27 protein-coding genes are annotated in these 25,253 nt (G+C 46.4%); 1 reads left to right on the top strand and 26 read right to left on the bottom strand.

Going from position 1 to position 25,253, the window contains the following annotated elements; genetic code table 11:
- Nucleotides 1–35: 35 nt before the first annotated feature.
- From PGX44_RS11545 to PGX44_RS11430, 24 genes are all read right to left on the bottom strand, one after another.
- The gene (locus PGX44_RS11545) at nucleotides 36–827 is read right to left on the bottom strand and encodes a phage portal protein (RefSeq protein WP_498855476.1); all 792 of its coding nucleotides are present in this window, start codon (nucleotides 825–827) and stop codon (nucleotides 36–38) included.
- Between the two features lie 9 nt (nucleotides 828–836).
- On the bottom strand, nucleotides 837–2,438 hold the full coding sequence (locus PGX44_RS11540) for a terminase large subunit (RefSeq protein WP_370839076.1): 1,602 nt from the start codon (nucleotides 2,436–2,438) through the stop codon (nucleotides 837–839).
- A 107-nt stretch (nucleotides 2,439–2,545) separates the two neighbouring features.
- Complete coding sequence (locus tag PGX44_RS11535) at nucleotides 2,546–2,734, bottom strand: DUF6900 domain-containing protein (RefSeq protein WP_370839001.1); 189 nt, start codon at nucleotides 2,732–2,734, stop codon at nucleotides 2,546–2,548.
- Between the two features lie 107 nt (nucleotides 2,735–2,841).
- Complete coding sequence (locus tag PGX44_RS11530) at nucleotides 2,842–3,045, bottom strand: hypothetical protein (RefSeq protein WP_370839000.1); 204 nt, start codon at nucleotides 3,043–3,045, stop codon at nucleotides 2,842–2,844.
- On the bottom strand, nucleotides 3,032–3,505 hold the full coding sequence (locus tag PGX44_RS11525) for a gamma-glutamylcyclotransferase family protein (protein WP_370839075.1): 474 nt from the start codon (nucleotides 3,503–3,505) through the stop codon (nucleotides 3,032–3,034). The genes PGX44_RS11530 and PGX44_RS11525 overlap by 14 nt, the downstream gene beginning before the upstream one ends.
- Nucleotides 3,506–3,591: 86 nt before the next feature.
- Nucleotides 3,592–4,539 carry an amidoligase family protein gene (locus PGX44_RS11520; RefSeq protein WP_370838998.1) on the bottom strand — a complete coding sequence of 316 codons (948 nt, stop codon included), beginning with the start codon at nucleotides 4,537–4,539 and terminating at the stop codon, nucleotides 3,592–3,594.
- 114 nt (nucleotides 4,540–4,653) lie between these two features.
- Nucleotides 4,654–4,851: a DUF4314 domain-containing protein gene (locus tag PGX44_RS11515; protein WP_498855475.1), complete on the bottom strand. Its 198-nt coding sequence runs from the start codon at nucleotides 4,849–4,851 to the stop codon at nucleotides 4,654–4,656.
- Nucleotides 4,844–5,578, bottom strand: coding sequence for a virulence protein (locus PGX44_RS11510; protein WP_370838995.1), 735 nt, complete (start codon nucleotides 5,576–5,578; stop codon nucleotides 4,844–4,846). Before PGX44_RS11510 ends, PGX44_RS11515 begins: the two co-directional genes overlap by 8 nt.
- A 61-nt stretch (nucleotides 5,579–5,639) precedes the next feature.
- On the bottom strand, nucleotides 5,640–7,349 hold the full coding sequence (locus PGX44_RS11505) for a DNA cytosine methyltransferase (protein WP_370838993.1): 1,710 nt from the start codon (nucleotides 7,347–7,349) through the stop codon (nucleotides 5,640–5,642).
- Nucleotides 7,342–8,565, bottom strand: coding sequence for a site-specific DNA-methyltransferase (locus PGX44_RS11500; RefSeq protein WP_370839073.1), 1,224 nt, complete (start codon nucleotides 8,563–8,565; stop codon nucleotides 7,342–7,344). The genes PGX44_RS11505 and PGX44_RS11500 overlap by 8 nt, the downstream gene beginning before the upstream one ends.
- A gap of 172 nt (nucleotides 8,566–8,737) precedes the next feature.
- Entirely contained in the window at nucleotides 8,738–9,313 is a 576-nt protein-coding gene (locus tag PGX44_RS11495; protein WP_370838991.1) for a P27 family phage terminase small subunit, read from the bottom strand.
- A 122-nt stretch (nucleotides 9,314–9,435) separates the two neighbouring features.
- A complete protein-coding gene (locus tag PGX44_RS11490; protein ID WP_370838989.1) occupies nucleotides 9,436–9,789 on the bottom strand; it encodes an HNH endonuclease signature motif containing protein in 354 nt (117 codons plus the stop codon).
- Between the two features lie 267 nt (nucleotides 9,790–10,056).
- Entirely contained in the window at nucleotides 10,057–10,518 is a 462-nt protein-coding gene (locus PGX44_RS11485) for a hypothetical protein (protein WP_370838987.1), read from the bottom strand.
- Nucleotides 10,515–11,879: an SNF2-related protein gene (locus PGX44_RS11480; RefSeq protein ID WP_370838985.1), complete on the bottom strand. Its 1,365-nt coding sequence runs from the start codon at nucleotides 11,877–11,879 to the stop codon at nucleotides 10,515–10,517. The genes PGX44_RS11485 and PGX44_RS11480 overlap by 4 nt, the downstream gene beginning before the upstream one ends.
- Nucleotides 11,860–12,141 carry a VRR-NUC domain-containing protein gene (locus PGX44_RS11475; RefSeq protein WP_370838984.1) on the bottom strand — a complete coding sequence of 94 codons (282 nt, stop codon included), beginning with the start codon at nucleotides 12,139–12,141 and terminating at the stop codon, nucleotides 11,860–11,862. Before PGX44_RS11475 ends, PGX44_RS11480 begins: the two co-directional genes overlap by 20 nt.
- A 313-nt stretch (nucleotides 12,142–12,454) precedes the next feature.
- A complete protein-coding gene (locus PGX44_RS11470; RefSeq protein ID WP_370838982.1) occupies nucleotides 12,455–14,728 on the bottom strand; it encodes a phage/plasmid primase, P4 family in 2,274 nt (757 codons plus the stop codon).
- Nucleotides 14,728–15,057 (bottom strand): hypothetical protein, encoded by a 330-nt coding sequence (locus tag PGX44_RS11465; RefSeq protein ID WP_370838980.1) that lies wholly within the window; start codon nucleotides 15,055–15,057, stop codon nucleotides 14,728–14,730. The genes PGX44_RS11470 and PGX44_RS11465 overlap by 1 nt, the downstream gene beginning before the upstream one ends.
- 2 nt (nucleotides 15,058–15,059) lie before the next feature.
- Nucleotides 15,060–15,479, bottom strand: coding sequence for a DUF7768 domain-containing protein (locus tag PGX44_RS11460; protein ID WP_370838978.1), 420 nt, complete (start codon nucleotides 15,477–15,479; stop codon nucleotides 15,060–15,062).
- Entirely contained in the window at nucleotides 15,460–15,681 is a 222-nt protein-coding gene (locus tag PGX44_RS11455; protein ID WP_276624809.1) for a hypothetical protein, read from the bottom strand. Before PGX44_RS11455 ends, PGX44_RS11460 begins: the two co-directional genes overlap by 20 nt.
- An 83-nt stretch (nucleotides 15,682–15,764) precedes the next feature.
- Complete coding sequence (locus PGX44_RS11450; RefSeq protein WP_370838976.1) at nucleotides 15,765–17,738, bottom strand: DNA polymerase; 1,974 nt, start codon at nucleotides 17,736–17,738, stop codon at nucleotides 15,765–15,767.
- A gap of 243 nt (nucleotides 17,739–17,981) precedes the next feature.
- Complete coding sequence (locus PGX44_RS11445) at nucleotides 17,982–18,548, bottom strand: DUF2815 family protein (protein ID WP_370838974.1); 567 nt, start codon at nucleotides 18,546–18,548, stop codon at nucleotides 17,982–17,984.
- Nucleotide 18,549: 1 nt separating this feature from the next.
- The gene (locus PGX44_RS11440; protein WP_498855474.1) at nucleotides 18,550–19,677 is read right to left on the bottom strand and encodes a DUF2800 domain-containing protein; all 1,128 of its coding nucleotides are present in this window, start codon (nucleotides 19,675–19,677) and stop codon (nucleotides 18,550–18,552) included.
- Complete coding sequence (locus tag PGX44_RS11435) at nucleotides 19,667–19,972, bottom strand: rRNA biogenesis protein rrp5 (protein WP_370838971.1); 306 nt, start codon at nucleotides 19,970–19,972, stop codon at nucleotides 19,667–19,669. The genes PGX44_RS11440 and PGX44_RS11435 overlap by 11 nt, the downstream gene beginning before the upstream one ends.
- A gap of 271 nt (nucleotides 19,973–20,243) precedes the next feature.
- Nucleotides 20,244–20,744: an RNA polymerase sigma factor gene (locus PGX44_RS11430; protein ID WP_370838969.1), complete on the bottom strand. Its 501-nt coding sequence runs from the start codon at nucleotides 20,742–20,744 to the stop codon at nucleotides 20,244–20,246.
- Between the two features lie 688 nt (nucleotides 20,745–21,432).
- Between PGX44_RS11430 and PGX44_RS11425 the strand changes: the two genes are divergently transcribed.
- Entirely contained in the window at nucleotides 21,433–22,605 is a 1,173-nt protein-coding gene (locus PGX44_RS11425) for a hypothetical protein (protein ID WP_370838968.1), read from the top strand.
- Between the two features lie 48 nt (nucleotides 22,606–22,653).
- Here PGX44_RS11425 and PGX44_RS11420 read toward each other — a convergent pair whose 3' ends face one another.
- The gene (locus PGX44_RS11420; RefSeq protein ID WP_370838966.1) at nucleotides 22,654–23,940 is read right to left on the bottom strand and encodes an LlaJI family restriction endonuclease; all 1,287 of its coding nucleotides are present in this window, start codon (nucleotides 23,938–23,940) and stop codon (nucleotides 22,654–22,656) included.
- 24 nt (nucleotides 23,941–23,964) lie between these two features.
- The gene (locus PGX44_RS11415; protein WP_498855473.1) at nucleotides 23,965–25,185 is read right to left on the bottom strand and encodes an AAA family ATPase; all 1,221 of its coding nucleotides are present in this window, start codon (nucleotides 25,183–25,185) and stop codon (nucleotides 23,965–23,967) included.
- Between the last annotated feature and the right edge of the window lie 68 nt (nucleotides 25,186–25,253).

Here is a 25,253-nt window from a genome sequence, read left to right as displayed (position 1 = left end):
CCCATGATTGTGGGTGGTAGTACCAAACACTACTATCAATGACGCCCATCTGGGCGCACGCCCTCTTCAAGAACTGCTACCTTGTTAGCATTACTACTCCCACCAAAGGTAGCATTCCAACTGTCCCGCACCCTAGCAGGATCTTTCAAAATTCCCGGATGCTCAAGTACGCCTCCAGGTGCTGCGCCGTTAGCAAAGAACTTCGCCCCAAACTCCTCGCAAGCCATGGCCATACCGATGGAGTTTTTTGCCATCGCAATGGGTGAGTAACCGACAAGACCATCAAAGCCGAGTCCAGGAATGTGGAGAAGATCGACGGGTGAGAGTTTTACGATTTCGCATCTGTTCCCTCCGTTCTCATCCCCGTAGCGGGTGTATTCATAATAGAGTCTTCCCATCTCATCCCGATCAACACGCATTCGGTTCGGCATCAAAGGGTAAAGCGACGTCACCTCACCGCGACCGTTTCGGATGATTTGCGCATAGGCGTTCCCCCAAAGAAGGAGATGCGTCATGAGGGTTTCCCGAAACACGAAACTTGTCATCTCGGGATTCGGCTCATCGTGCAAAAGAAAAAATAGCGAATGGTCCGCTGCCTTTTCCTTACCGCCTTTGCTGTTATACCGATAAAGATGAAGGGGAAGCCCTGCCACGGCTTCGGCAAGAACCCTGACGCAGGCGTAAACCGCCGTCATCTGCATGGCGCTTTTTTCCGTCACCACTTTCCCTGCCGTGCTGCCGCCAAAGAAAGGACGGAAACTACTGCCTGTCGTCCTGTTTTGCGGCTTATCCCTGGAGCGGAATATTTTACTGAATAGATTAAGCATGTAATCCTCCTAAATAAAAAGCAGCCCCCGTTCATCGTAAACGGATGCTGCGTTATCATTGCCACACCGAATGGCACGGTCAAGAGCCATAATCGTCGCTATGGCTCCGTCGATTTTTTCGGTGGATTTTTCTTTGTCTGCCTTAATGTTTCCCGCAGGGTCGGTACGGATGAAAATATTATCCATGTTCCAACGAAGGACCGGATGCCCGCCGTGGGCGATGCGCTCCTCCAAGGTGAGTTTCATCAGTTCTTTCGTCGGAGGGCTCATATCCTTAAAACCCTGTCCGAAGGGAACGACGGTAAAGCCCATACCCTCAAGGTTCTGCACCATCTGCACCGCACCCCAACGGTCAAAGGCAATCTCACGGATGTTAAACTTCTCACCTAACTCTTCGATGAATTTTTCGATGAATCCATAATGTACGACGTTTCCTTCCGTTGTTTTTAAGAACCCTTGCTTTTCCCACACGTCATACGGCACATGGTCACGGCACACACGAAGGTCGAGCGTTTCCTCGGGAATCCAAAAGTATGGCAGGATGATGTATTTATCTTCTTCGTCCATCGGTGGAAAGACGAGGACAAAAGCCGTAATATCTGTGGTGCTTGATAAATCAAGACCGCCATAGCAGATGCGACCACGAAGGTCATCCGGGTTAACGGAGAAACTACACTGGTCCCATTTTTCCATCGGCATCCAACGCACGGCTTGTTTCACCCATTGATTGAGTCGGAGTTGACGGAAGGCATTTTCTTCGGCGGGGTTCTGCTTTGCTGACTCACAGGCCGCTTCTACCTTATCGATACCGACAGTGATACCAAGGCTAGGGTTCGCTTTCTTCCATACCGCAGGACTTGTCCAATCATCCGATTCATCTGCGCCGTAAATCACGGGATAGAAAGTAGAATCCACCTTTCGTCCCTCTAAAATATCCTTTGCCTTTTGGTGCGTTTCGTAACAGATGGAGTGCGTATCCGTCCCTGCCGTCGTGATGAGAAAGTACAAGGGCTGCATACGGGCATCGCCGGATCCTTTCGTCATAACGTCGAAGAGTTTCCTATTCGGCTGGGTATGAAGTTCATCAAAGACGACACCGTGAATATTAAAGCCGTGCTTACTGTAGGCTTCCGCTGAAAGCACTTGGTAGAAGCTGTTTGTCGGAAGGTAGATGAGCCGTTTCTGAGAGGCGAGGATTTTTACGCGCTTATTGAGTGCCGGACACATCCTTACCATGTCTGCCGCCACGTCAAAGACGATTGCTGCCTGTTGACGGTCTGCTGCGCAACCATAGACTTCTGCCCGTTCCTCGCCATCACCGCAACAAAGAAGGAGTGCCACCGCGGCAGCAAGCTCGCTCTTGCCTTGTTTTTTGGCTATTTCCACATAGGCTGTGTTGAACTGGCGATAACCATTGGGCTTGAGAATGCCAAAGATGTCCCTGATGATTTGTTCCTGCCAGTCGATGAGTTCGAAAGGCTTTCCTGCCCACGTCCCCTTCGTGTGGCAAAGGCTCTCGATGAACATCACCGCATAATCGGCAGCATCCTTATCGTAAATGCTATTCTCTGCTTTAAATCTTGTGGGTGTGTATTTTTTAAGTTTCCGCATTACCCCGCTCATCCCTCCTTTTAGGCAATAAAAATAGCCGCATCTCTGCGACTTCTACTACGAGGAACAGCCCTCTTTCGAGGGTGTCCTTTTGGAATTTTTTCTTGTTACTTGCTTGCCTTTCCGAAAAGGTAGGCTTCTTTCAAGGCTTCGGCAAGGCTCCAAACCGAGGTTTCAATGAAGTCTTCGCTGTCGCTTCCCTTTGCTTCAAGGCTGCCCCTCTCTTCGATGGCGTAAATCGCTTTCTTTGCGATCTCCAAAAGTTCCTTCTGTTCCTTTGCGCTTAAGTTTTTCATGGTTGTTTCCTCCTTTGGTTTCTTCGGGGTGTTCCCTTTTGTTGTGTATATATATCACTCTAAAGGAGGATAATAGCAAATCATTTTTGTAGATTTTATCGAGATTTTTACCCTTCCATCGCATGGTGGATGGTGGCAAGAATCTTCTCCTGTTCAGCCTCTTTCACGCCGATGCTCTTTAGGGCTTCCCTTGTTCCGCAGTCCGGACAAATGAGAGTTTTGTTATCGGTTCTCGAAAGTGCCGGAACATCTCGGTACGCCTTTCCACAACGGGGACAATGGCGAAGTGCAAGGTTGTTATTTTCCTTCATCGTAAAGCCTCCTCGTCGTTTTAAGTGCCTCCCAAAAGTACCCTTCAGGAAGTCCAAAATCGCGATAGCCATCAAGGCAGGTCTTTAGGTAAGGGTAGCTTGGTATTCCAATCTCTCGCTCCTCGTGCATGATGTAGACGTACACTGTGAGCCTTTTGATTTCACCACTATGAAGTTCCTTTACGGGAAGTTCCATCTCCTTCTTGTAATAGAAGGATGGAAAGCCCTCGTATCGGTCAAGAGCCGCCTCGTCAGCGGCCGTGGTTTTCCACACGGCGGCAGGAACGCATCCCTTGGGGTTTTGCTCAATGGTGAGATACGCTCCCGACTTGGAGCCTTTAAACAAGAGTTCGTAGCCCTGAATCTCCGTTGTTCCGATGATGCGTGCCGTCGGGCATCTTCTCTTCATTTGTTGAATGTTAAGGTTACTACCGTAAGCTAAATAGTATCGTGTTTTCATATTGGTTTCCTCTCTTTCTGAAGGAATCACCCTTCTACCACCTTAAGCCCGCTCGTGGCGGGTAAGGTAGCAGGAGGCTGACTTCTTTAGGCGTATCTTCCGTTTCTAAAAGCTGTGTCTCCTGCAAGGCGCCTCGTGAGCACCTCCCTTGCGGTTTTGAATTCTTCTCCGATAAAGCCAAGGCGTAGGAGCCAAGTCCGCATGGCGTATTTTGGATTTTCCGTCTGCTGAGGCTTAGGACTTGCGGTCTTTACCGTCTTTGCCATTTGGCTGAGGGCAAGGCAAAGCTGAATGTAGCTTTTAAGCTGCCCTGCGTGAAGTCCATTTTGCTTACCATCTTTCGGTGCATCAAATTGGAAAAGGCGAAACTCAATCGTCCCCTTCGTGAAGGTGGCGTGTAAATTCAGCATATGGTAGCGACTGTTGTTGTAGTGCTGACTGCGTCCGTAGCTTGCGCCATTTTCATTGTACCAAATGTCGGCAAACTCAGACATGCTCTTTGGTTTTACTTTGTTCAACTTCGTGAGGAAGTTCGGTGCGACTGTGCGGCAGTAGCGGTTCATGCGTCCTCGATCGAGGTCAAGGGCATCGGCTAGAAGGTTTTCGTGGCTTGCCATGATGTTGGCAAGGTTTCGCATCGTCTGCGGTGTATGCCCCTTTGCGCCGATGTGGATGTGAACACCGCAGCCTCTCGTTGCGTCGCTTTTCGCGCCCGCCCTCCGAAGTTTTCGTAAAAGTTCCTGCAAGGTTTCCATATCGCGGTAGGTAAGGATTGGCGTTACAAGCTCGCATTTTTCGTTGTCGGAACCTAAGATGCTGACGTCCTTTTGGAATTTCCACTCGCGCCCATCACCATCCCAAGCGCTCCATGTTTTGTAACCGTTGCGGTAGTCTGTGTTTTCGTAGCGCATCGTTCCGAAGAACTCGGCGACAATCTTTGCGGCTCGGTCACGCCTTATGCTATTCATCTCAACCTCAACGCCTATGGTCTGTTTCTTCATTTCTTCGATTTGCGTTTTGATATGCTCTTTCATGGTGTGCCTCCTGTGATACTTTGCTTCTTTTGTTGTGTATATATATATCACTCTAAAGGCACATAATAGCAAGTCATTAATCGCAATATATTGTGTATACAATACATCCCCTATCTATATCTTGCGAATTTCATCCTCGCCATACACCACATTCAGCCCTGAACCATTGTCCCAACGGACGAGAATGGATGCCGTATCGTCAACGCCCTTTACTGTTCCTTTCGTGCCAATCGGCGGTGCTTGAGGATCCTCCATGCGCAAGAGTTCCACTCTTGTTCCAACGGGATATATTTCTTTCAAGTGCTCAACCATCGCTCTGCTCGGAAACTGCATCTTCCTCCCCCTTCCTTTTACCGTCTTTAAAGGCACTGCTTCCAGATAGATTCTGCAAGAGGATTTTGCGCTCAGCCTTGTATGCCTTTCCTATAAAACCGAGGCGCAGGAGAAAGCAGCGGAAAGCGTATCTTTCATTCCTGACTTCCTTCGCCTTTGCCGTGATGCGTTTTTGCTTGTAACTCATCTCGCAGATGCACTCGATGAAGTGCATATAGGCTTTGTTCGTTTCAGGCTCCCTTGCTACAGAAAACCAAGGGAAGGTCACTTTATTTCCCTTTACCTCAATTGAAGCATCTGCAATGCCAAGTGCCTTTTTGATGAGTTCGCCCTTGGCAAGTAGCAGATGGTTAAGATTTTCTACATTGACCTTCTCTCTTGGCACGGAAATGTCTAGCCCCACAGGTTCCTCCTGTTGGCTTATTTCATTCTCTTCGGCTCGTTCTTTGGCTTCGGCGGGTTCGCCCTCTTCCTGCCCCTCCTGATGCGGTACAAAGCCCCTCTCCTTAAGGAATGCGATGAGCCTTTGAACGTATGCGGTATCAACGCCATCTTCAAAGAGCAAGTTGCCTTCAAAGTCAACTGTGAACGCACCCACCTTATAGGCGTATGTAGGCATTCGCATGTATACGGCAGGCGTGCCAACAAATTCACTGACGCATTGGGCGAGGTGCTTTCTGTTTTCGGCTCGGTAATGAATCTTCATGATGGTTACCTCCTTTATTTTGGGCACTACATATATCACTCCAGAGCCGATAAATAGCAAGCTAATTTGTAGATTTATTTTTCACGAGCCATACGATACCTGCAAGTACAAAGGAGACGCAAGGAAGGGCTACGCCATTACCCCACATCTTGTAGGCAGCGGAATCGGAATAAGGATCCTTTAACCACTTGATGATTTGTTTATCGGTCTTAGGCTTTCGTGACGAAGCCATCACCAATCGATGGGTTTCAAAGACCTCACGCCAAAAGGCGAGTTCTTCTACCGTTGGGTTCTCTGTTCCTAAGTCATCGCACCACCAATCCGGAAAACCCTGAAGCCTTGTGCATTCTCTAGGTGTTAACCTACGGACGATGTACTGTGGTGCTTTCATGATGGTAGGTGGATCTTTAAAGTCCGTAGCCACAAGCGTACTTACGACGTTCTTTTCTGCATCGGTGTGGTAGGAGTTTTTACTCGTACTATAAACAAGGCTTTCCGAACCACCGCCATACATACCACCACTGGCGCGAAGAGCTCCTGCACACTGATTCTCCGTGTATTTGTCGTAGGCATCTTGCGAAAACGCCACGGCATGACGATCGGTGGTATTTAGCGTAAAGCTGATATTTTCACCCGTGCCGCTTCCTTGGGGGCCATTTTTTTCAGCGCGCCCAATCATCGAACCTTGCACGGCTACGACCGCCACACCGCCTTGGTTGGAATCCGGTGCGTTGCCACTTGTATCGATGGTTCTTGCCGTATCCGTTTTATAGCAATTATGCCTTGCATTTTTCGTTCCCTCCGATGTAAAGCGCACATCAAAGCACGCTTTTCCTTCTGCCACCAAGGGGACATTATTGCCACCTGTTCCCATGCGGGAAGTCAGTGTTTGCACCACGCCATCTTCACGGATTTTAATGCGGCTATCCGTGCCATGATTTTCTATGGCTACCCGTTCCATGACGCAAGGAGGATGATGGGATTCGGCTCGAAGGGTCGAAGTTTTCTCTTCCGTCACATCCATTCGCGCCCCGCCTTGGTCGTTTAAGCATAGGCCGCCTGTTCCTCGAGGGCTCTTTTGAGTACCGCCGGTAGCTCTTTGCCACGCGCGGAAGCTCTCCGCAGAATGCCCAGACAAGCCTTCCGACTCAAATAGAATTTTTCCAGCACATTCTCCTCTAAAATCTGCGACAAGGTAGATGCGTTTTCTTCTTTGGGGAACTCCCCAATACTGAGCGTCCAATGTTCTCCAAGCGATGGAGTAACCATCTCCCACAATGCTTCCCGAGCCATTCCATTTGCCACTTTGAGGTTTAGGAATAATAACTGCGGAATCTTTAATCTGCGAGAATGCTTCAAGGACGCATCGGAAGTCTTCGCCTCTATTGGACGAGAACGCGCCTTGGACGTTTTCCCAGACCACAAATCTTGGATACTTGCCATCCGTCTTACACCTCATTTCTTTCACAATCCGTACTGCCTCGTAAAAAAGCCCCGACCGCTCGCCGTCAAGTCCTGCCCGCTTTCCCGCAATCGACATATCTTGGCAAGGGCTACCGAAAGTCAGGATGTCGACGGGTGGAAGTTCTGCACCACAGAGTCTCGACACGTCTCCGTAGTGTTTCATATTGGGCAGTCTTTTGGTTGTGACACGAATCGGAAACGGCTCAATTTCTGATGCCCATAACGGCGTGATGCCGTGCATCAGCCCACCAAGTGGAAATCCCCCGGAGCCATCAAAGAGGCTTCCTAGCGTCAATGTTTCATTCATGGTTGCCCACCTCTAACGCATCAAAAGGAATCGTCTTGCCATCTCGAATCACGGATACGTTTTCCGTCGTACCGACCTGCTCAATATATCTTTTCACAATGACATCGCAGTATTTTTCATCAAGTTCTATCGTTCGACAGATGCGTCCCGTCTGTTCACAGGCAATGAGTGTACTTCCGCTTCCTCCAAAGGGATCGAGGACGATGCAATTTGTCATGCTCGAGTTCTTGATGGGATAGGCAATGAGAGGTACAGGCTTCATCGTTGGATGATCGCCGTTTTTCTGTGGCTTATCAAATTCCCAAATAGTCGTCTGTTTACGGTCGGAATACCACTGATGCTTACCGTTTTTCTTCCACCCGTATAGGCACGGTTCATGTTGCCATTGATACGGGCTTCTTCCAAGTACCAAACTCTGCTTTTTCCAGATACACGTTCCGGATAAATAGAACCCTGCTGCATCAAAGGCTTTTCTGAAATTCAGCCCTTCCGTATCAGCATGGAATACATAGATGCTCGCGTCTTTTGCCATGGCTTTTTCCATACAAGTGAACGCCGAGAGCAAAAATGTGTAAAACTGGTCATTCTGCAAATTGTCGTTTTTGATTTTCCCTGCCGTACCTTGGTAGTTGACGTTATACGGAGGATCGGTCACCACGAGATTTGCTTGCTCACCCTTCATGAGCGTTGTGTATGTTTCTTCCTTTGTGCTGTCACCGCAAACAAGGCGATGGCGACCAAGTAGCCACACATCCCCAGTTTTTGTGACTGGCGGTTTCTCAAGTTCCGCGTCCACATCGAAGTCATCCTCGTGGACGTCATTATCGGCATCAAAAAAGCTGGCCAGTTCCTTTTCATCGAAACCAGTCAGCCCTAAATCGAAATCCTCTGCTTGCAAGGCTTCTATCTCCACCTTCAGCAGTTCTTCGTCCCAACCTGCATCTAACGCCATTCGGTTATCTGCAAGAATGTACGCTTTCTTTTGCGCCTCCGTGAGGTAATCTACAAACACACATGGTACTTCACGAATGCCCTCGTCCTTTGCGGCCATCAACCTGCCATGGCCGGCGATGATGTTGTAGTCTTTATCGATAATGATGGGATTGATAAATCCGAACTCTCGAAGCGATGAGCGCAATTTCATAATCTGCTCTGCGCTATGCGTTCTGGCATTATTGACATATGGCACGAGTTTTTCCGTTGCTACAAGTTTCATATCGGTCGTTGTTCTGCCCACTCGCTTTCCCTCCTTCTCAGTATTTTCCGAAGCCCTTTCACGGCTCCCTCGACATTTCCTGCCATAGCTTGCCCTTGAAGGGTTCGTCGCTCCTGTTTCGTAAGTGTCTTACGGCACTGTTTTAAAACAGTTAAGAACTCTCGTTGTTCCATCATTTTTTCCTCGCTCTGAGCAGAAGCTCCATCGTGTCATTGGGATTGTCCTCAAAGACCTCGGTACAGTTCTGCTTTACGATATCGTAAATCTCATACCAGATAAGGTTAGCGCTCTTCTGATACTGCTGCGACATCTGTACAAAAGGCGATGCCATCACGCCACCCGTGGTCGGGTGCTTTCCAAGGAGCCCATAGGTACTCGTCGCTTCCTCGCACTGGATATAGCGAGCGAACGCCTGCGAATAGGCTTCGATAAGCCGTTTGTTGACGAGCTTTTCACAGTTGCGCTCCTTCAGCCACCGCCACGTTTCCTTGTATATTTCATCGGCTCCTAGCGGAATGCCGTTCTTCTGTTTTGCTGATAGATACTCGCTCGGCTTCGGCATATCCGCGCCGTTCATCACGGCTCCTTCCGGTAAGTCAACCGCATCGAGTTCTGTCGGCGTAAAGGATGGGATGTCATTATTCATGACACGCACCTCCCTGCCGCGCTGAATCTTCTCTGCCGCAGACATCGGCTTATCCCCTGCGCGAACACGTCTGCCTCCACGATTCGTTCCATCTTTTGCCACGTCTCAATCCTCCTTTCCTTTAATTCCCTGTTTGAACCGGCGTTTTTGTGCGTAAGACCCCACGCCGTTTTTAATTTTTATAATCTTTTTGAGATTTTGACTCCCCCCCGCCGATAGAGGTCTCAGTGATTTCTATCACCTAATTCAAAATGAATTTTATTATGACAACTTCGGCAAAGGCTCATAAGGTTCGCTTCATCATGCGTTCCTCCGCTTGCAACAGGAATGATGTGATGCACTTCCTGCACCGGTGTCAGTCTGCCTTCCTTCAGGCACTGCTCACAAAACGGATGCTCTTTCACATATCTATCACGGATGCGTTTCCACTTGCTTCCGTACTTTTTCTTCACCGCAGGGTCTCTCGTATAGGCTTCATAGTTTCTTGCCACAACCTTTTTGTGTTCCTCACAGTACCGTTCATCAGATAGCTTTGGACAGCCAGGATAAGCACAGGGTTGTTTCGGTTTTCTAGGCACCCGTCTCACCTCCTTGTATAAGAAAAGCCCTCATGGGATGATTCCCATGAAGGCTTGCGCTCATCTTTTCAGTTTTTCATACTACTAGTATACCACGGGTAAAAACAAATTTTGTCCGCGATTTTACCTCGCTACCCTTTTCAACCAGTAGTGTCACCGTTTTACGAGAAAAGCCCTGCAGGTTTTCCCCACAAGGCTCATCGTTCACTCTTTCACGCTACTAGTATAACACAGGTAAAAACAAATTTTGTCCACGATTTTACCTCACTACCGTTTTCCAAATAGTAACGTCATCAGATGGTTAAGCGCCTTGTTCTTCCGGTTATAGGCGGTAGACCGTTCGATGCTATACGTTTGACAGATAATATCAACAGGACTTACCATGCTATATTCTTCGTGTTCGTAGAAAGTCGTGAGTAAGAACTGTTCATCATCCGTGAGTTGTTCCCACGCAGGAACGAACCATGCCATATATTCTACGGCCTGTCGGTATCGTTCTTTCAGTACGTCAATCTCATCGATGCCACTGACGATTCTTCCCTCACCTGCCTTGGGATCATGAGACCGTGGCATGCCATCCATGTTCGGGCTTCCAACGCCACTCATCCCATCATAGACATTTTTGACGGCGCTATCCGTGCTATCGATGATGAATTTCATGCTGCTGAAATCTTTAATCGCCTGCACCGTACCACTTCGTTTATCAAGATAATTCCATGCAATGCTCATCTTCCCACCTCCGCTTTCACCGCAGCTATTAGGTCTGCCTGTGATCTGTCTTTCTTCTCCAAAATTTTTAGTATCCGCTCATCAATGGTGTCCTTTGCTAGGATGTGCTGAATCACCACGGTGCTCTCTGTCTGACCTTGGCGGTACAGTCTCGCATTGGTTTGCTGATAAAGTTCCAAACTCCATGTAAGCCCGAACCACACCAAGTGATTTCCTCCTGCCTGTAGGTTCAGTCCATGTCCTGCTGATGCAGGATGGATAAGACCCACTGGGATTTCCTTTTTGTTCCACTTCTCTATCGACGTAGGAGACGAAACCTCGGCAAAGGGAATCTTGCATTTTGAAAGCCTTTCTACAATGCGCTCTCTATCATGCTTGTACCAATACGCCACGAGAACGGGCTGACCATTTGCCGATTCGATGATATCCTCCAAGGCATCCAGTTTCCGCTCGTGAATCTTCATTGTCTCGCCATCATCACTGTACACGGCTCCGTTTGCCATTTGCGTGAGCTTTGATGTAAGCGATGCTGCATTGGCGGCGGTGATTTCCCCATCACTTAGTTCAAGGACGAGTTCCTTTTTTAGCTTGTCGTATTTTTTTCGTTCCGTATCGGATAGCGTAACAAGGACTTCATTTGTCACCCGTTCGGGCATCTTGAGGTAGTCCGCAGCTTTCATGGAAATCGTGATGTCGGAAATTCTGTCGTAAATACGCTTTTCCGCATCAGGTTGGGGCTTGTAGCTATAGATGATTTGTCCATTCCGCTTATCAGGCAGAAAGTAGGCGTTTCGGTACTGGCCAATAAATCGTCCGAGCCTTTCGCCCATATCAAGCACACGGAACTCGGCAAACAGATCCATGAGTCCATTGCTACTAGGCGTTCCCGTAAGCCCCACGACACGCTTTATCCGTGGTCGCACCTTCATGAGTGCCTTGAATCGTTCTGCTCGCCAGTTCTTGAAAGAAGAAAGTTCATCAATGACAAGCATATCGAAGTCAAAGGGGACTCTGCTTTTTTCCACTAGCCACGGCACGTTCTCGCGGTTGATGATATAAATATCTGCCTGTGCTTTCAGGGCATCCAATCTTTCCCGCTCCGTCCCTACAACCACGGAGTAAGTGAGATGATGCAGGTGTTCCCATTTCCGGAGTTCTTCTGGCCAAGTCGACCTAGCCACTCTAAGTGGTGCGATAACTAGAATCTTATGTGCCTCGAAGGAATCAAACAACAAATCCGCCAAGGCGGTCAGCGTAATGCTTGTCTTGCCTAAACCCATATCAAGTAGAATCGCAGAAATGCTATGCCCTTTTATATACTCGATGGCATATTTCTGATAATCATGAGGCATGAAGTTCATCAATCATTCCTCCAATCTGCTCGACGCTATCAATCACATAAACCCGAAAGCCTAGAGAGCGAAGGAGCCTGTGCCGTGTCTCTTGTAGTGCTCTTGGTTTATTTCCCGGTGCTTTTAATTCTGCAAAGGCAACCTTCCCATCAGGGAATAAAATCAGGCGGTCGGGCATCCCTGCATAAGATGGGGACACAAACTTTAATGCGATACCACCTGCCTTTTTGACTGCCTCTCGTAGTTTCTTCTCTATCGTTTTTTCCAGCATTCTTCTCCTCCATCAAGACTTTAATCTGGTGATGTGCAAGGTGTATCAATGTTATTTCCTAAACTTTTTCTTAGGGATATTTTTATATGTCTAAGGAAAGTTTTATATAAGACCTTGATACACCTTGTCATACAAAGTCTTAATCCGCATAAAACCATCGTTTTTCCTAGTTTTCTTCTACCTTCTTCAAGACTTTAATCTGGTGATGTGCAAGGTGTATCAATGTTATTTCCTAAACTTTTTCTTAGGGATATTTTTATATGTCTAAGGAAAGTTTTATATAAGACCTTGATACACCTTGTCATGGGTGGTGTTAATCTAGAAAATCCCCGTCTATACCCGTATCTTCACACAAGCGAAGCCCCTTGAAATAGCGCCTTCTCGTGATGGTAATGCGCTCAAAGCCTGCCTTTTCTAGCGCAAAGTAGAAATCAGCCGTACTGCGCACATATTCATTGCAATCAAGGGAATAAAGTCTGTAGGCTTGATAAAGAGTCGCAGAGTTTTCCTTATAGGATGGATCAAGCTCACATTTATCTGAAAGAAAGTGACCGAACCAATCGTTTTGACTCCGATATTCATTAATGGCATTTTGCACACATTTTGGTACGGGAATTTGGTAATCCGACTCGATAACCTTCCTCGCACCCTCAATGACCCACGCCAAGATGCTACCGCCGGCGTTGTCATAAAGATACTCACCATAGTTCTTAATGTCGCTATTTCCCGTAATTTTGGCATTGAAAGGAATGACAATAAGCCGCCTCCAAATGCCATCATCGGATGCAGAGACGCGGGGCAGGTGGTTGGTATAAAGTACGAGCGTGTGGCACGGCTTGAATGAAAACGGATCCTTATACTTTTTCTCCGCAAAGACATCGTCCGTGGAGCAAAGCTGCTTGACCGTAGAATCATTCAGGCGAGCGCCTTCTTGCATCTCGGCTGCGATGAGGAGTCTCTTCCCCTTGACCTCAGCCATTTCGGGCTTGATGTTTCTTCGACACCCAACCGTGAGCGTGTCAGCAGAGATGTTGCCGGAATATAGACCAAGCACTCTGGAGATAGCATTCCAGAAGGTGGATTTACCATTACGTCCATCACCGTAAGCGATGATGAGTGCTTCTACATAAACCTTCCCAATAGCCGCAAGTCCACAAATCATTTGGACATAATCGATAAGCTCCTGATTGCCTTGAAAGATAAGGTCAAGGCAATCAGTCCAAAGTTTCTGTCCTTTATAGTTTGGAGACACAGAGGTGATTTTGGTGATGAAATCGTCCGGCATGTGCTCTCGTGCTCCCGCCATGCCTTTACGCAAATCGTAGGTTGCTTCCGGCGTGCACAAAGCAAAACAGTCGGCATCAAGGTCTCGTGGTGAGATTTCTAGCATCGGACGGGATTCTTTCAGTGTGGACGTGATATTCTTGGAATCCCTACGCTTTACGGCAAACTGCTGATATGCTTTTGCCGCCGTAAATTCCTGATAAGCTTCCGTCTGCTCTTCGTTCATGAGTTGTTCCGCTTTGGATTTTGACATGGTATCAAGGAGGGCTTGCGCCCCAGAGTTTTTCATTTTATCGAGTGCTTCGAGCATATCGCGACCCGCTTCCTTCAGTTGCCTTCTCGTAAGTTCATGAGCCACGGCTTGCGCACCCGGTTCGGATTCTTGCCAGTAATGATCGGAATAGCGAATGAAGTGGGTAGCCGGAGAATATCTAAGTTCACTGGAGAAGTATTTTGCAAGGATCTCAGCTTGCCCTACGTCGGAGTAGTCTTGGGGCTTATAACAGGAAGGATCGTTATATATTTCCGGAGCAATATAGCCATCCTGCTCAGAGATTCTTGTATAAAAACGCTGCGCACTGTGCCATATTTTCTTAAGTTCCGATTCTTCCAGTGGCGGCACGCACTTTGTTGCTTCTTCCAAAAATGTCTGATACGCCTTATCGCCATCCCCGTATTTCTTGATGACGCGACCCGCGAAACGAGACATGGTGGCATTCCGACTTCCTTCCGGAATGGTCGAGCCACCCCATTGACCCTCCGAGAGATTCTCATCGAACAACGCTACATCCAAAAACTCGGTCAGATTCATGCGACCTGGATAAAGGGCAACATCCGCCGTGGATGTCCCAAAGAAAAATCGAGCTGCATCCAGTGCCTGTGTATCAAAATATGGGAAGATGGAATGGACTAGCTTTTTCATACCGCTATAGAGCGTGGCATCCGATACATATTCGATGGGAAAGAGCACATGAAACTTCGGCCTTGCAGGTTTGCCGTTTTTTTCACGATTATTGTAACGGCTATAGTGGATGGCAAAGCTGACACCGGGAAAGGCTTGCAGAATATCATCCGGCGTGACCCATTCATCCGGATTGTCCGAATGGTCGTTATCGCAATCCACAGGAAGGCAGTCACTGCCAATGAAGTTACCGCCATTGCGGTAGTTATTTTTATATTCGGCACAGACATAGTCATGACAGATAGCCGCTCTTAGGCTATCTTCGTCTAAAATGACATGCTTATGCGGATAGGAACAGTTACTGGGATTCCCCGTAACATCCGCCGAATAGAGAGAAAACATCAGTCATACACCTCCTTGGATACATCTTCCAGAACCTTGGTGATAAATCGCAATGCCCGAATCATCGTTTCTAGTTCAGAATCTCCGCCGAGGGTAATCTCAACTCCCTTATCGCCACAAGGCGTGATAAAACTTTGAATGTTCATGTCCGTACTAGCTACATCTTGAATACGAAAATAGGTGCGACCACCATGCCCTGTATCGCCACCACAATAGCCCGTTGTTCCTGCTTCAACCTCTAAGACGTTACAACTGACCACTTCTCTGCTGAAGGTAGTGATTTCAGTTCCGTCTTTTAGCGTTCTTCTATTTTCCTTTATCTCGTACATGGTTAAACCTCCTTGAGTTCGCTCGTAAAATAGCGGAGTAGGTAGTTCTTCCGTTTCGCCCGCTTGATTTCTTCAGCCATTCCATCCGATATAAACTCTCCGAACACCCAAACCTCACTGCAGTGACTCATAAGCACGTTGCCAAAATGCAGTCCCATTTCTCGCTCGACCTGTTTGTCATCGTTTAGGAACTGCGGAAAAAGCAAATGAGGAGCGATGGGAATATATCCTTCATCTACGGCAAAGCGACAGTAGCGTCTTGCCTTTTCAATATTTCCTGCAACCTCCCCAGAAAACGGAGAGCATACATACACGATGGGTCTGTATGCTCTTGCCGCTTTCAGTTCATTTTCAATGGTCGTGAGTGCTTCGTAGGTCGTCGGATCGGGATAGCCTTCACTGTTACGCCGCCCCACCATCATCTTCGTCTCCTAAAATTTTTCCTGCACAAGCCGTACAAACAACACCCGTGCTTGATAAATCAACCGAACCATCTGCGAATAGTTCCTCCAAATTCACCTGAAGTTCCTTTCCACAATGAATGCAGTGGCTGAACACGTTTTCATCGTTGATGTCCACAACTACCTCCATGGCATCATTGAGTCGTTCTTTAACGTAAAACATACTTATTCCACCTTTCTAAAAATGTAGGGTTTCTCCCCTCTACCAGTAAGAGGACAGAACCCCTAACTTTAAGAACCAACGAATCAATCTTTTTTATAAAAATCACATTCATAGCCATCGGCACGAAGGAGTAACCCCGGCATCCATGGCGGTGTTCTTCCCATCAGCTCGCAAATAGACGCGAGTGATACGTCTTTCTTGCATTCAATAATCACCTCATCATGCACATGACCACATATGGCAAAAACAGATAAGTTTTTCATGGCATGGAGCAGAATATCCCGACTGACCGCCTGCACGATGTTCTCCACGAACTTCGGACCGTAGCTTTCGATGCGTTCCCATTTCTTTGCCATCCCTACCCCTTCATAGGTGACCGACTCTCCTCCGAAACGGTTCACACCCATACGAGGCTTGACGTAGGAAAGACATCTGCCGGATGGAAGCCTGATGAATAGCATCCCACTTCGGCAATAAAATTTGATGCCATGCGTTTCTGTTGGTGCTTTCTTTTTAATAGCATCTTTTACGCAACCATCTACCGCCCACCAGAATTTCACGATGTTAGGATTGGAACTTCTCCACATATCCACGAGGGATTGCAGTTCGTCCTCATGAAGCCCCATCTCCAAGGCACCCATCGCCTTTAATGCCCCGACGGATCCACCGAAACCAAGGGCCAATTCCGATATTTTACCTTTTTGGCGAAGATGCCCATTGATGCCATGCTTTTCAACGGGAACGCCAAACATGGCAGATGCCGAAGCGCAGTAAATATCGCCATTGTTTTTAAAGACCTCAGTTCTCCACTCTTCCTTTGCAAGATGCGACAACACCCTTGCTTCAATCGCTGAAAAGTCAGCTACGACGAACTTCATGCCCTCTCGTGGCACAAAAGCCGTGCGAATGAGCTGCGACAAGGTATCGGGGATATCATCATACAAAAACTCCAAGGCATCGTAGTTTCCCTCTCGTACAAGTTCTCTCGCCTCTCCTAAATCCGTCATATGGTTTTGAGGCAGGTTCTGTAATTGGATAATGCGCCCCGCAAAACGTCCTGTGCGGTTCGCGCCGTAGAACATAAACATCCCCCTCGCCCTTCCGTCCTTGCAGACGGCATTTTCCATGGCTTGATACTTCTTGACGGACGATTTGGCAAGTTGTGTGCGAAGGGATAGCACTGTCCGTAGTGGCTCCGGTGCGGTCTTTAACACTGCCGCCACTTCCTTTTTGCCAAGGCTCTCCATCTCAAGACCGTGTTCCGCAAGCCATCCTTTCATCTGCTGCACTGAATTGGGGTTTTCAAGTTCCGTCAGTTCTTGCATTTTTGTCGTTAGGATTCCCTTTGACCTTTTATCAAAAGCAATGGCATTTTCCACGAGTTTCCGATCAAGGGCAATGCCTCGGTCGTTAATGAGTTGGTCAAGATGATATTCATCCCATACGAACTCCGGCACGGGAAACTTCCGCAGTCTTTCTTTGATGGCGACCTCCACCTCTACATCTCGTTTGTTGTACGTTTTGAACATTTCCCATTTGTAGCCATCATGCTGAGGAAGATTCCTTTCTCTACCGCCATTTGCTTTGGTGGGTCTACAGGGAACGCAGAAATAGCGAATAAGATCTTTGCCCTCTTTGAGCTTCTGCTCAGATAGGCCCAGTACCGCACCTACCCCTGCAAGGGATAAAGGAAGCCCCATATACGCCGACCACACCATTGAGCAGTACCACGACGACGGATTAAGGTAATCACCGCCAGCATGATGGAATACTTCTGAATGGTTCTTCCTAAGCCATGCGGAGATACAGATGCGTTCGAAGGATGCGTTAAACGCCCACTTCGTCACGGCTTCATCCGTTAATGCTTGAAGAATCTCCATGGGCAACTCTTCGCCTTGGGCAAGATCATAAACAGTCACCTCTCCACCATTTATGGCTACGCCGAATAGCAAAATTTCAAAGGCAGGTGATTCTGCGTATTTATATACGCCACATTTCGCAAGGTCAATATCGCTATAGGTCTCAATATCAATTTCAAGGCTCGTTATTTTCGTCATGTATAGCGTCTCCTTATGATAAAAACAGGTGGCAAGATTGTTCCTGCCACCTGCCACACCCCTTTATTTCAGGTGTCCTTTGTTCCCACCGACTTTATGGTGGTTCTCTTTACGGCTCTCTCGATACTCCTTGATATGGGTTCTTACCATATACCCAAATCCGTAAATGCTGAAACAGACCAGTGTGAACAAGAGTATCGTTTCCAAAACGGCGTGTATCTGTACCATGTTGCGTGCCCTCCATTAAGACAAGAAATCATCATCGGAAACAGTTGCAAAATCATCCTCTGCGCGAGACTTGCCACCGAGGGGTTCGCCATCAGAGATTTTCTGCAGGTTGTTCAGTCCGCAGGCAATACCCTTATTCCCGTTAGAGTTAAAGGCATAGAAGTTAATGGAAGCCCTTCCATATACACCGCTATAGACTTCACTGCGGTCAATAATATGTTGACAGTCAGCGTCTACAATGTCAGGAGCCGTTGCGCTATTGGCGTTGATGAAGTAACTGTCCGCGTAAGCGGCATCGCCAGGTCGTTCCAAATCACCGTCACGGAGAGGATTCTTAATGACCGAGAGTGCAGGAACAACTTTACCGTTTCCTTTCAGCTTGGACTCGCCCTCTTCATAAGCCGCTTGGATAGCCTCCTTGACTCTACTCACCGTAGCCTTATCCGATTTTGGAATGATGAGCGATACGCTATACTTCGGCTTTCCTCCATTGATGGACTTTGGGTCCCATACGTTTGCGTAGCTCCAACGCGTTTTAGGACCAGTGATAACTTTCGTGGGGTTCATGACTTTCTTTTGCATATTAGTTTTCCTCCTTAAAATCATTGACTGCTGTATGCATTGCCGGACGCTTGTCCGACATAGGGACTAGAGTTGGCTTGCCCTGTGGCTTTTCAATAAGCCCACCAAGCAATTCCTCAAATTTTGTCTTGCCGAGCAGTTTTGTCATGGCGGTGATGCCTAACACTTTGTGATCATATGGGTCAAATCCCGCCGACTTCACTTTTTCTGCTACGGCACTTTCGTTGATGTACTTTCGATTTGCGCGACCTTCGACCAATTTATAGCCGTTCCAAGCCTTACCGGATAACGCCTGTTGCAAGGCGTATTCCTTGATGTCTGTCGCCCAAGATGTGAGTGCTTCCGCCTTGGAGAGGATGATTTCTATCTCCTCATCCGTAAGACTTGCCGGCACTGCAAAGTCGTATCTTGCAAGTTCCAAGTTGTACTCTGCACGCTTGCGACAGATTGCCTTCACCTTGCAGAACTGGCAGTGACTTCCGGCGTGAAATTCACCTTCTCCTTTGGTGGCTAGTTTGGCAGCAGGCGAAAGGACTTCTTCTGCCCATTTGAGCAGTTCTTCTTTGGATAAGACGAATGTGCTGACGTTATCTCGCCGAGGTTGGAAGATGGTCATGGCGATGCTTGAAATATCATAGATGCCTTCAAACATCTGTAATGCTCCGAGAGCATAGCACATCATCTGCGGATTATTCTCTGCGTCCACAAGAACACCGACGCCGTACTTGAAATCGATAACTCGTAGCGTGTCATCGGCTACAATCACACAGTCGCCTGTGCCAAATCCATCCGGTACCCACCTAGAGAAATCTAGCTTTTGTTCGACTAGAACGAGGGTATCCTTACAGGTCTCTTTCCCTGCTTCCACCTGCTTCATCACGAACTGGGCATAGGCATCGGCAGAATCTGCCATCTCTTGGTCAAAGAAATCGAGCGTTTCCGTGGGGTCGCAAGTTTCCATCCCCAAGAGGCACTTCAACTTGTGCTCACACAAGCTATGTGCGTCCGTTCCTTGCTTGGCATACTCGCTAAATACGTCTTTTTCCTTAGCACAAAGCATGGCTGACGGTGGGCAGGCAATCCATCGATGGCTGGATGATGCGGATAAGAGTGCATGCTTATTTGCCACTACCAAGCACCTCCGCATCTTTGAGCAACGACTGGTACTTCGCAGGTTCTACGGCAGATAACCTGTCTGCACCGTACTTCTTAAGAAGTTCTCGTACCTCCTCTGTATGCCCCGCTCTCGCCTTTTCCGCAAGAACCGCCCGTACATCTTCGAGGGTCAGTTCTTTTTCCGCAGGCTTTGCATCAGTAGTTGGCAGATCGTCTTTGTTCTCTGCCATGGCGTCGGCAATCCGAATGAGCGTCTTACCGCAATCAGATAAAGCCACTGCCAAATTCTTAAGTTCGTCATTTGACATATGGATTGACTCCTTTCTCGCATTTTTGCATCGATAAAAGATTGATGTTCCTAGCAATACTCTTTGCCATGACACTAATAGCCATCAAGACCTCTGCCAGTTCTCGATGTAGCTTTTGTCGCCGAACCGATCTTTCACGCGCTCGTGGGTGAATCATCTCGCTTACCTCCCTTCTGAAGGATTTCTCTCTTTTCTCCCTTCACCAGTAATAGGACACATCGGATATGGTTAAGTACCGATTCAGAAAAAAATTTTTAGATATTTTTTCTGCTTAACGGAAATCCTTCAGATATTCCCTTAGGAGCGCATACAATTTATGCTTGCGTTTGTTTACCCCTTTCTGACTTAAGCCCACTTTCTTTCCTATCGCCGCTTCACTGAATCCGTTAGCGACCATCGACAAAATCATTCGGTCAATATCCTTTAGCAATTCCAGTTGGCTATACAACACCGACAGCAATTTTTTATTTAGGATTGCCTCCTCTAGGTTGAAATCATCCGGAGCCTCCCACTCATAGGCGTCATACAACTGATCCGTCGATTCTTCATCTGCGCCATGTCTTAGCTCGCGTTTATCTTCCCGCCAAAGCGGACGCATGTATGCAAGGTACTGCTCCTTCGTTGCTGGAATCATAATCGCACGCACTCTTCGCCTACAGATTTTCGTCCAACAAATCTCACTGTTCTTGTGTTCCTCCGTAATGATGGTTTCAGGGGTGATTTCCAATGGAATGTAATACTTTTTGTCGTTGGTTGTCTCTTTTTTGTCCATGATGTAGACCCTCCTTCGGTCTCGTACCGAAGTGAGAATCCACACAGGACATCCCATAATAATTGGCCATAAAAGCGAATCCTCACTTCAAACTGGCCAACCGTCCCGATGGGTTGACGTTATTAAATTGATTGCCTGTCTCATCGCTTCGGGCATCCTTGATCAGGGGATGAACGGTGAGACAGATTCTGAGTGTCTGACACTCAGCTGGATGCACAATTTGGGTGCATTCAGCTCAACATCAGTCACATATCTTTCCGTCCGCGCAAAGGACGGTGGGACACAAAAAGAGCCTGTGGTCGAAGATGAACCACAGGCTCTGGTCTGCCGAAATAGGCGCACGAAAGCAACGGTGAGTGCATCTTCGCTCCAAACACAGTTTTTAGTACTGTGTTCAAAACTCTTATGCATCCCATCGCCCTTATAGCGCTATTCGGACTAAGAGATTTGTTTTGTTGCTACCATTGGTAGCATCTTTATTGTACTCTGCAGGAAAGAGTAATAAAATTTCACTATAATACCTATTATTTTTAGCTAATAAAATAATAGGTATGTATTTTATTACCCATTATTTTTATGTATAATAAGAAAAAGGGCTCCCAAATGAGAACCCTAACGCTATCATAGATAATCGTTTTTATAAAAGTATAGCCTGTTTTAGATAGACCTCTGAAAGGAAAATGCCGTTATGGTCGAAAAAATTTCTGGAATTTCATTAAAAACAATGTTTCAGCACGAGGGATATGGCTGTCACTGTGCCAAGGATACAGTGAATACTTCTCCCAACGAGAATCCAACTGTCACTCTCAAGGTTTGCCCTGATACAAGTACACAGCTACTGTTCTCCTATGCGCCGAAAGACGGTTTGAATATGACTGGTATTGCTGGTGGCATATACGAGAAAAATATACTTGGCAAATTACTTGCACTTCCCAAAGGGGATATAGACAAGCATATCGATTTTATTGAAAAATACGGTTTCTTATATCCGCTTCCGGAAAATGCGTACACGGCAATTGAAGCAAACGATCTTATTGACATCATTAACAGAATAAAATCAACCATTCGGTTGTACAGTTGTATCAATAAAAAAGATTACAAGGGCGTCCTCATTCATGTAGTCTATTTACTTTTCGCCCCCGTGATCGAATTTCGGATTGGCGATAATGTTTTTTCGACTTGTTCCCATCGTTTTAAGTGGCTGCTTGACTCCTATAATCTGTTTCCAGATTTGAGCAGAGAGCCAGAAGTTGCTGCAAGTGGAACATTCTCTGTAGACGATGCATTTCTCAGAAAGAAAAATTCTATCAACATCAGTTTTTATAATGCTGTGAGAAGTGGGTCGGATACAAATTTGCAAGGAAGCAAAGACCCACGGTTTAAAAACTTAATGGCAATGTACATAGGATGTAAGGATGTAGATGAAGAAACTCGATTTCTTATAGATTTCTTTTACCATCTTCAAACAGAGGTATCCGTCATTAAGGAAGTTCATTTCGGAGGTTTTAAATCATATACGACATTTAGTGAAGAAGCACTTGATGATTCCTTCAAGAACGCCCTGCTAAAAATTGCAAGAATTGTCATAGCAGAGGAAATCAACCATAACATTCGTGGTATCCATCCAAAGTATAGTGGCGGTAAGCTAACTGCAACTTGGCAAGTCGATACACTAATTGAAGCTCTTTACTTTTCTATTTTCTACATGAGCAACGGTGAGATGTATAAGGAATGCGAAAACCCAAATTGTAAGAGAGACAGATTTTTTCTAGTCGCAGCCACAAGAACAAACAAGCACTACTGTTGCCAACAATGTCGTAATGCGGCCGGCGCACAGCGATATCGAAATCGACAGTTATAAATAAAAAAGACTCTACCTCTCATTATTTGAAAGGTAGAGCCTTATTCTTTATGTTGCAGGTTTTGGAACAGGATTCCTTGTTTCCACTTTTTCTATTGCTTCCGCAAGCTTCCGTTTTTGCTGATCCGGCATACCGATGTAATTGTACATGAGAAACCTAGTATCAATTACAATGCCCTGGACACGTTCGTAGTTCTTCGGATTAGGCTTCCAGTCACCGAGCGCTTCGCCGATGTTTCCAATATTGTCCGTAATACATGGTATCGGATTGCCATCAGTGCCCATCTCAAAAAAAGTATGATCTTCCCGATTAAAGGGCATTATGAATGCGTTATACAAATTATTACTCGGCACACCCTTAGCACGTTCAATATACTCTCCGTAGGTAATTTGCTTATTGATATCAGGCCCACTCGGCAAATGCTCTGGATTCCCACTATATCCGTAGCGATACAATTTTGCATCGAGAACATAGACTTTCTCATTATAAATCATAATGCTATCCGGTTGCAGTGGTGTTTTTGTTTTGTTCGCTCCATAGTCAAGAAGCCACCTAGTGCGCGGAAAATACTGATGCTTATCTTCAATGCCAAATGCCTTATCAATCATCTTCTCCCAAATGCGTTCAAAGAAATCCGTTCCGAAGAAATATTGTTTTTCAGAAGATTTTTCATCCATGTATTTGAGCATTGATACCATTGCTGAAAAGAGTTCCTGCTCAACATCATTATGCGTAGACGCCAATTTCTTTTCCAAGATGTGAACCGCTTCTCTATTATTAGGATGTGGACCAGGTTTCTCTGGCATGTACGGAACATAGAGCCATCCCATTTTATCAAATGCCTCGTACACACAATATCGATGAATTTGTGTAATCTTCTTATTAGCATCAGGCGTTACGGAACGTACTGTCATGTTAGTAAAAACAAGTGAGCCATTTTTCTGTACCAACGCTCGTTGCTCTCGAACTGTGCGTGGCCACGACACACTCCCCTTAATATCTGTCTTGAATTTAGGATCTGTTTCAATGTAATAGCGTCCAGTTCGCAGAAAATTTCTGATTACCTTAAGATAGGCATGCATTGGAAAGTCAACCGTTCTCGGTGCAGCAAATTTAGATTCCTCAATCAGCTTGTCCTCTTTCATAAATGCTGCAAGCACATAGAACAAGTTATTTATATCCGCACGAAGGTCATCGTCATTCTTTGGAAGTTGATAGCCAATTGGGAAATAGATAACCGCATCATCTGTATCCGCTTTTACCCCTACAAAACTATCTCCTTCATCATTCTTATTAACGTGGCAGCGTTCTCTAATATTTTTCTGTAAATCCATAGCCACTGACCACCTCGCTTTTAATCAGTCGTATTGTACCTGAGAATTCTGATAAAGAGCTTCACGAACAGTTCCCTTGAAGATATTAAATCTCTCATGCCCCTGAGAATATATAAAAGTACGAATGACTTGCTCTAAACTCTCCATTTTTTCGGTATCAAATAAAGCCTCTGGATTAAATTTAAATGCATCATCCCACAAATACTTTATAACCTTCTCAGGGAACATACGGTTATGCATAAGAGCTTCTCTGATAATGGACAGCCTTTGCTTTTTATCTTCTGGCATATCACCGGTTGCTTCAATACGCAGAAGATCATTGTATTCTGTAAGGAGTGAGGTATATCCGTCCGAAGGTACTGCTCGTTGATCAAAAGTCATATCGCTTTCATGCACAAAATAAACGCCAAGTCTCTTGTCCTCAGCAGATGCCATCTTTGCTTTATTGCCTATGATAATATCGTTGATTTTTTCACAAAAAGTTTTCCATGTGACTTGTGTATCTAGAATCTCAGCATCAGCAAGAGACGCACGCACATTGTCAAAGTTATTCTCTATTAGCCGCATTTTCCATCTGCGCTGGAAAGCTGTATCGAGTGTGAACACATTCTGATCCGAAGTGTTCATCGTACCTACGATAGACAAGTTTGAAGGAATCCGCACCTTGTGAGTAGAATCCCCATATATTTTCTCTGCCATATATTTATGTGTGATGCCATATTCACTTGTACCTGTTGGATAAGTGATTCCATCCACTGTTTTCGGTTCAACCGTTCTATCCAGCAACTGGAAAACTTCACCGAAAATTGCCGGAGCGTTTCCACGATTCACTTCTTCAATAATAAGGATATACTCCCGCATAGGATGCATGTAGGCATCTCTCAGAATCGTTGTAAACGGACCTGGCGTAAATTCGTAGGTAACCTGTTTTTCTGCATCTACAACAGGAAGAATCTGCCCAATGAAATCAGCGTTTGTATAATCAGGGTGAAAAACAAGTCTTTCTACAACACTTCCAACATGACAGTATTCATGTTCTATAGTCCAACTTTTACCGGAACCGGGTACGCCATAAAGAAGGATATTAGTACCCCCCTGAACACGTGCTATAATATCATGTTCTCCGAACGGACAAGCAAGTGAATCAATGAACGTAACATTGACCGCAGTCAACTTAATAACACCTCTGCGCTCGCCTTCAAATATTCTTTCAAGCCCTATACCAACAGGCCATTCACTTGGCATCTCAGCAGAATATAATGGGCCTGTGAATTCAGACCAGTACTGAAAATTTTAAGAGTGCATGATATAGT

The sequence above is a fragment of the Caecibacter sp. AF58-12pH5A genome (genome assembly GCF_027681725.1).
Lineage (GTDB): Bacteria > Bacillota > Negativicutes > Veillonellales > Megasphaeraceae > Megasphaera > Megasphaera hominis.
Note: the sequence above shows the minus strand (reverse complement) of the source record. Positions and strands in the feature narration are given on the sequence as shown.

Excerpts from the sequence above, each read along its gene's own strand:
- PGX44_RS11470 (WP_370838982.1), bottom strand. The coding sequence starts at position 14,728 with ATGTTTTCTCTCTATTCGGCGGATGTTACGGGGAATCCCAGTAACTGT.
- PGX44_RS11520 (WP_370838998.1), bottom strand. The coding sequence starts at position 4,539 with ATGAAAGAGCATATCAAAACGCAAATCGAAGAAATGAAGAAACAGACC.
- PGX44_RS11480 (WP_370838985.1), bottom strand. The coding sequence starts at position 11,879 with ATGAACTTCATGCCTCATGATTATCAGAAATATGCCATCGAGTATATA.
- PGX44_RS11530 (WP_370839000.1), bottom strand. The coding sequence starts at position 3,045 with ATGAAGGAAAATAACAACCTTGCACTTCGCCATTGTCCCCGTTGTGGA.
- PGX44_RS11425 (WP_370838968.1), top strand. The coding sequence starts at position 21,433 with ATGGTCGAAAAAATTTCTGGAATTTCATTAAAAACAATGTTTCAGCAC.
- PGX44_RS11455 (WP_276624809.1), bottom strand. The coding sequence starts at position 15,681 with ATGTTTTACGTTAAAGAACGACTCAATGATGCCATGGAGGTAGTTGTG.
- PGX44_RS11485 (WP_370838987.1), bottom strand. The coding sequence starts at position 10,518 with ATGAGCATTGCATGGAATTATCTTGATAAACGAAGTGGTACGGTGCAG.
- PGX44_RS11465 (WP_370838980.1), bottom strand. The coding sequence starts at position 15,057 with ATGTACGAGATAAAGGAAAATAGAAGAACGCTAAAAGACGGAACTGAA.
- PGX44_RS11540 (WP_370839076.1), bottom strand. The coding sequence starts at position 2,438 with ATGCGGAAACTTAAAAAATACACACCCACAAGATTTAAAGCAGAGAAT.
- PGX44_RS11460 (WP_370838978.1), bottom strand. The coding sequence starts at position 15,479 with ATGATGGTGGGGCGGCGTAACAGTGAAGGCTATCCCGATCCGACGACC.
- PGX44_RS11435 (WP_370838971.1), bottom strand. The coding sequence starts at position 19,972 with ATGTCAAATGACGAACTTAAGAATTTGGCAGTGGCTTTATCTGATTGC.
- PGX44_RS11525 (WP_370839075.1), bottom strand. The coding sequence starts at position 3,505 with ATGAAAACACGATACTATTTAGCTTACGGTAGTAACCTTAACATTCAA.
- PGX44_RS11545 (WP_498855476.1), bottom strand. The coding sequence starts at position 827 with ATGCTTAATCTATTCAGTAAAATATTCCGCTCCAGGGATAAGCCGCAA.
- PGX44_RS11475 (WP_370838984.1), bottom strand. The coding sequence starts at position 12,141 with ATGCTGGAAAAAACGATAGAGAAGAAACTACGAGAGGCAGTCAAAAAG.
- PGX44_RS11515 (WP_498855475.1), bottom strand. The coding sequence starts at position 4,851 with ATGGTTGAGCACTTGAAAGAAATATATCCCGTTGGAACAAGAGTGGAA.
- PGX44_RS11430 (WP_370838969.1), bottom strand. The coding sequence starts at position 20,744 with ATGGACAAAAAAGAGACAACCAACGACAAAAAGTATTACATTCCATTG.
- PGX44_RS11450 (WP_370838976.1), bottom strand. The coding sequence starts at position 17,738 with ATGACGAAAATAACGAGCCTTGAAATTGATATTGAGACCTATAGCGAT.
- PGX44_RS11415 (WP_498855473.1), bottom strand. The coding sequence starts at position 25,185 with ATGCCAAGTGAATGGCCTGTTGGTATAGGGCTTGAAAGAATATTTGAA.
- PGX44_RS11445 (WP_370838974.1), bottom strand. The coding sequence starts at position 18,548 with ATGCAAAAGAAAGTCATGAACCCCACGAAAGTTATCACTGGTCCTAAA.
- PGX44_RS11510 (WP_370838995.1), bottom strand. The coding sequence starts at position 5,578 with ATGAAGATTCATTACCGAGCCGAAAACAGAAAGCACCTCGCCCAATGC.
- PGX44_RS11505 (WP_370838993.1), bottom strand. The coding sequence starts at position 7,349 with ATGAATGAAACATTGACGCTAGGAAGCCTCTTTGATGGCTCCGGGGGA.
- PGX44_RS11500 (WP_370839073.1), bottom strand. The coding sequence starts at position 8,565 with ATGAAACTTGTAGCAACGGAAAAACTCGTGCCATATGTCAATAATGCC.
- PGX44_RS11420 (WP_370838966.1), bottom strand. The coding sequence starts at position 23,940 with ATGGATTTACAGAAAAATATTAGAGAACGCTGCCACGTTAATAAGAAT.
- PGX44_RS11535 (WP_370839001.1), bottom strand. The coding sequence starts at position 2,734 with ATGAAAAACTTAAGCGCAAAGGAACAGAAGGAACTTTTGGAGATCGCA.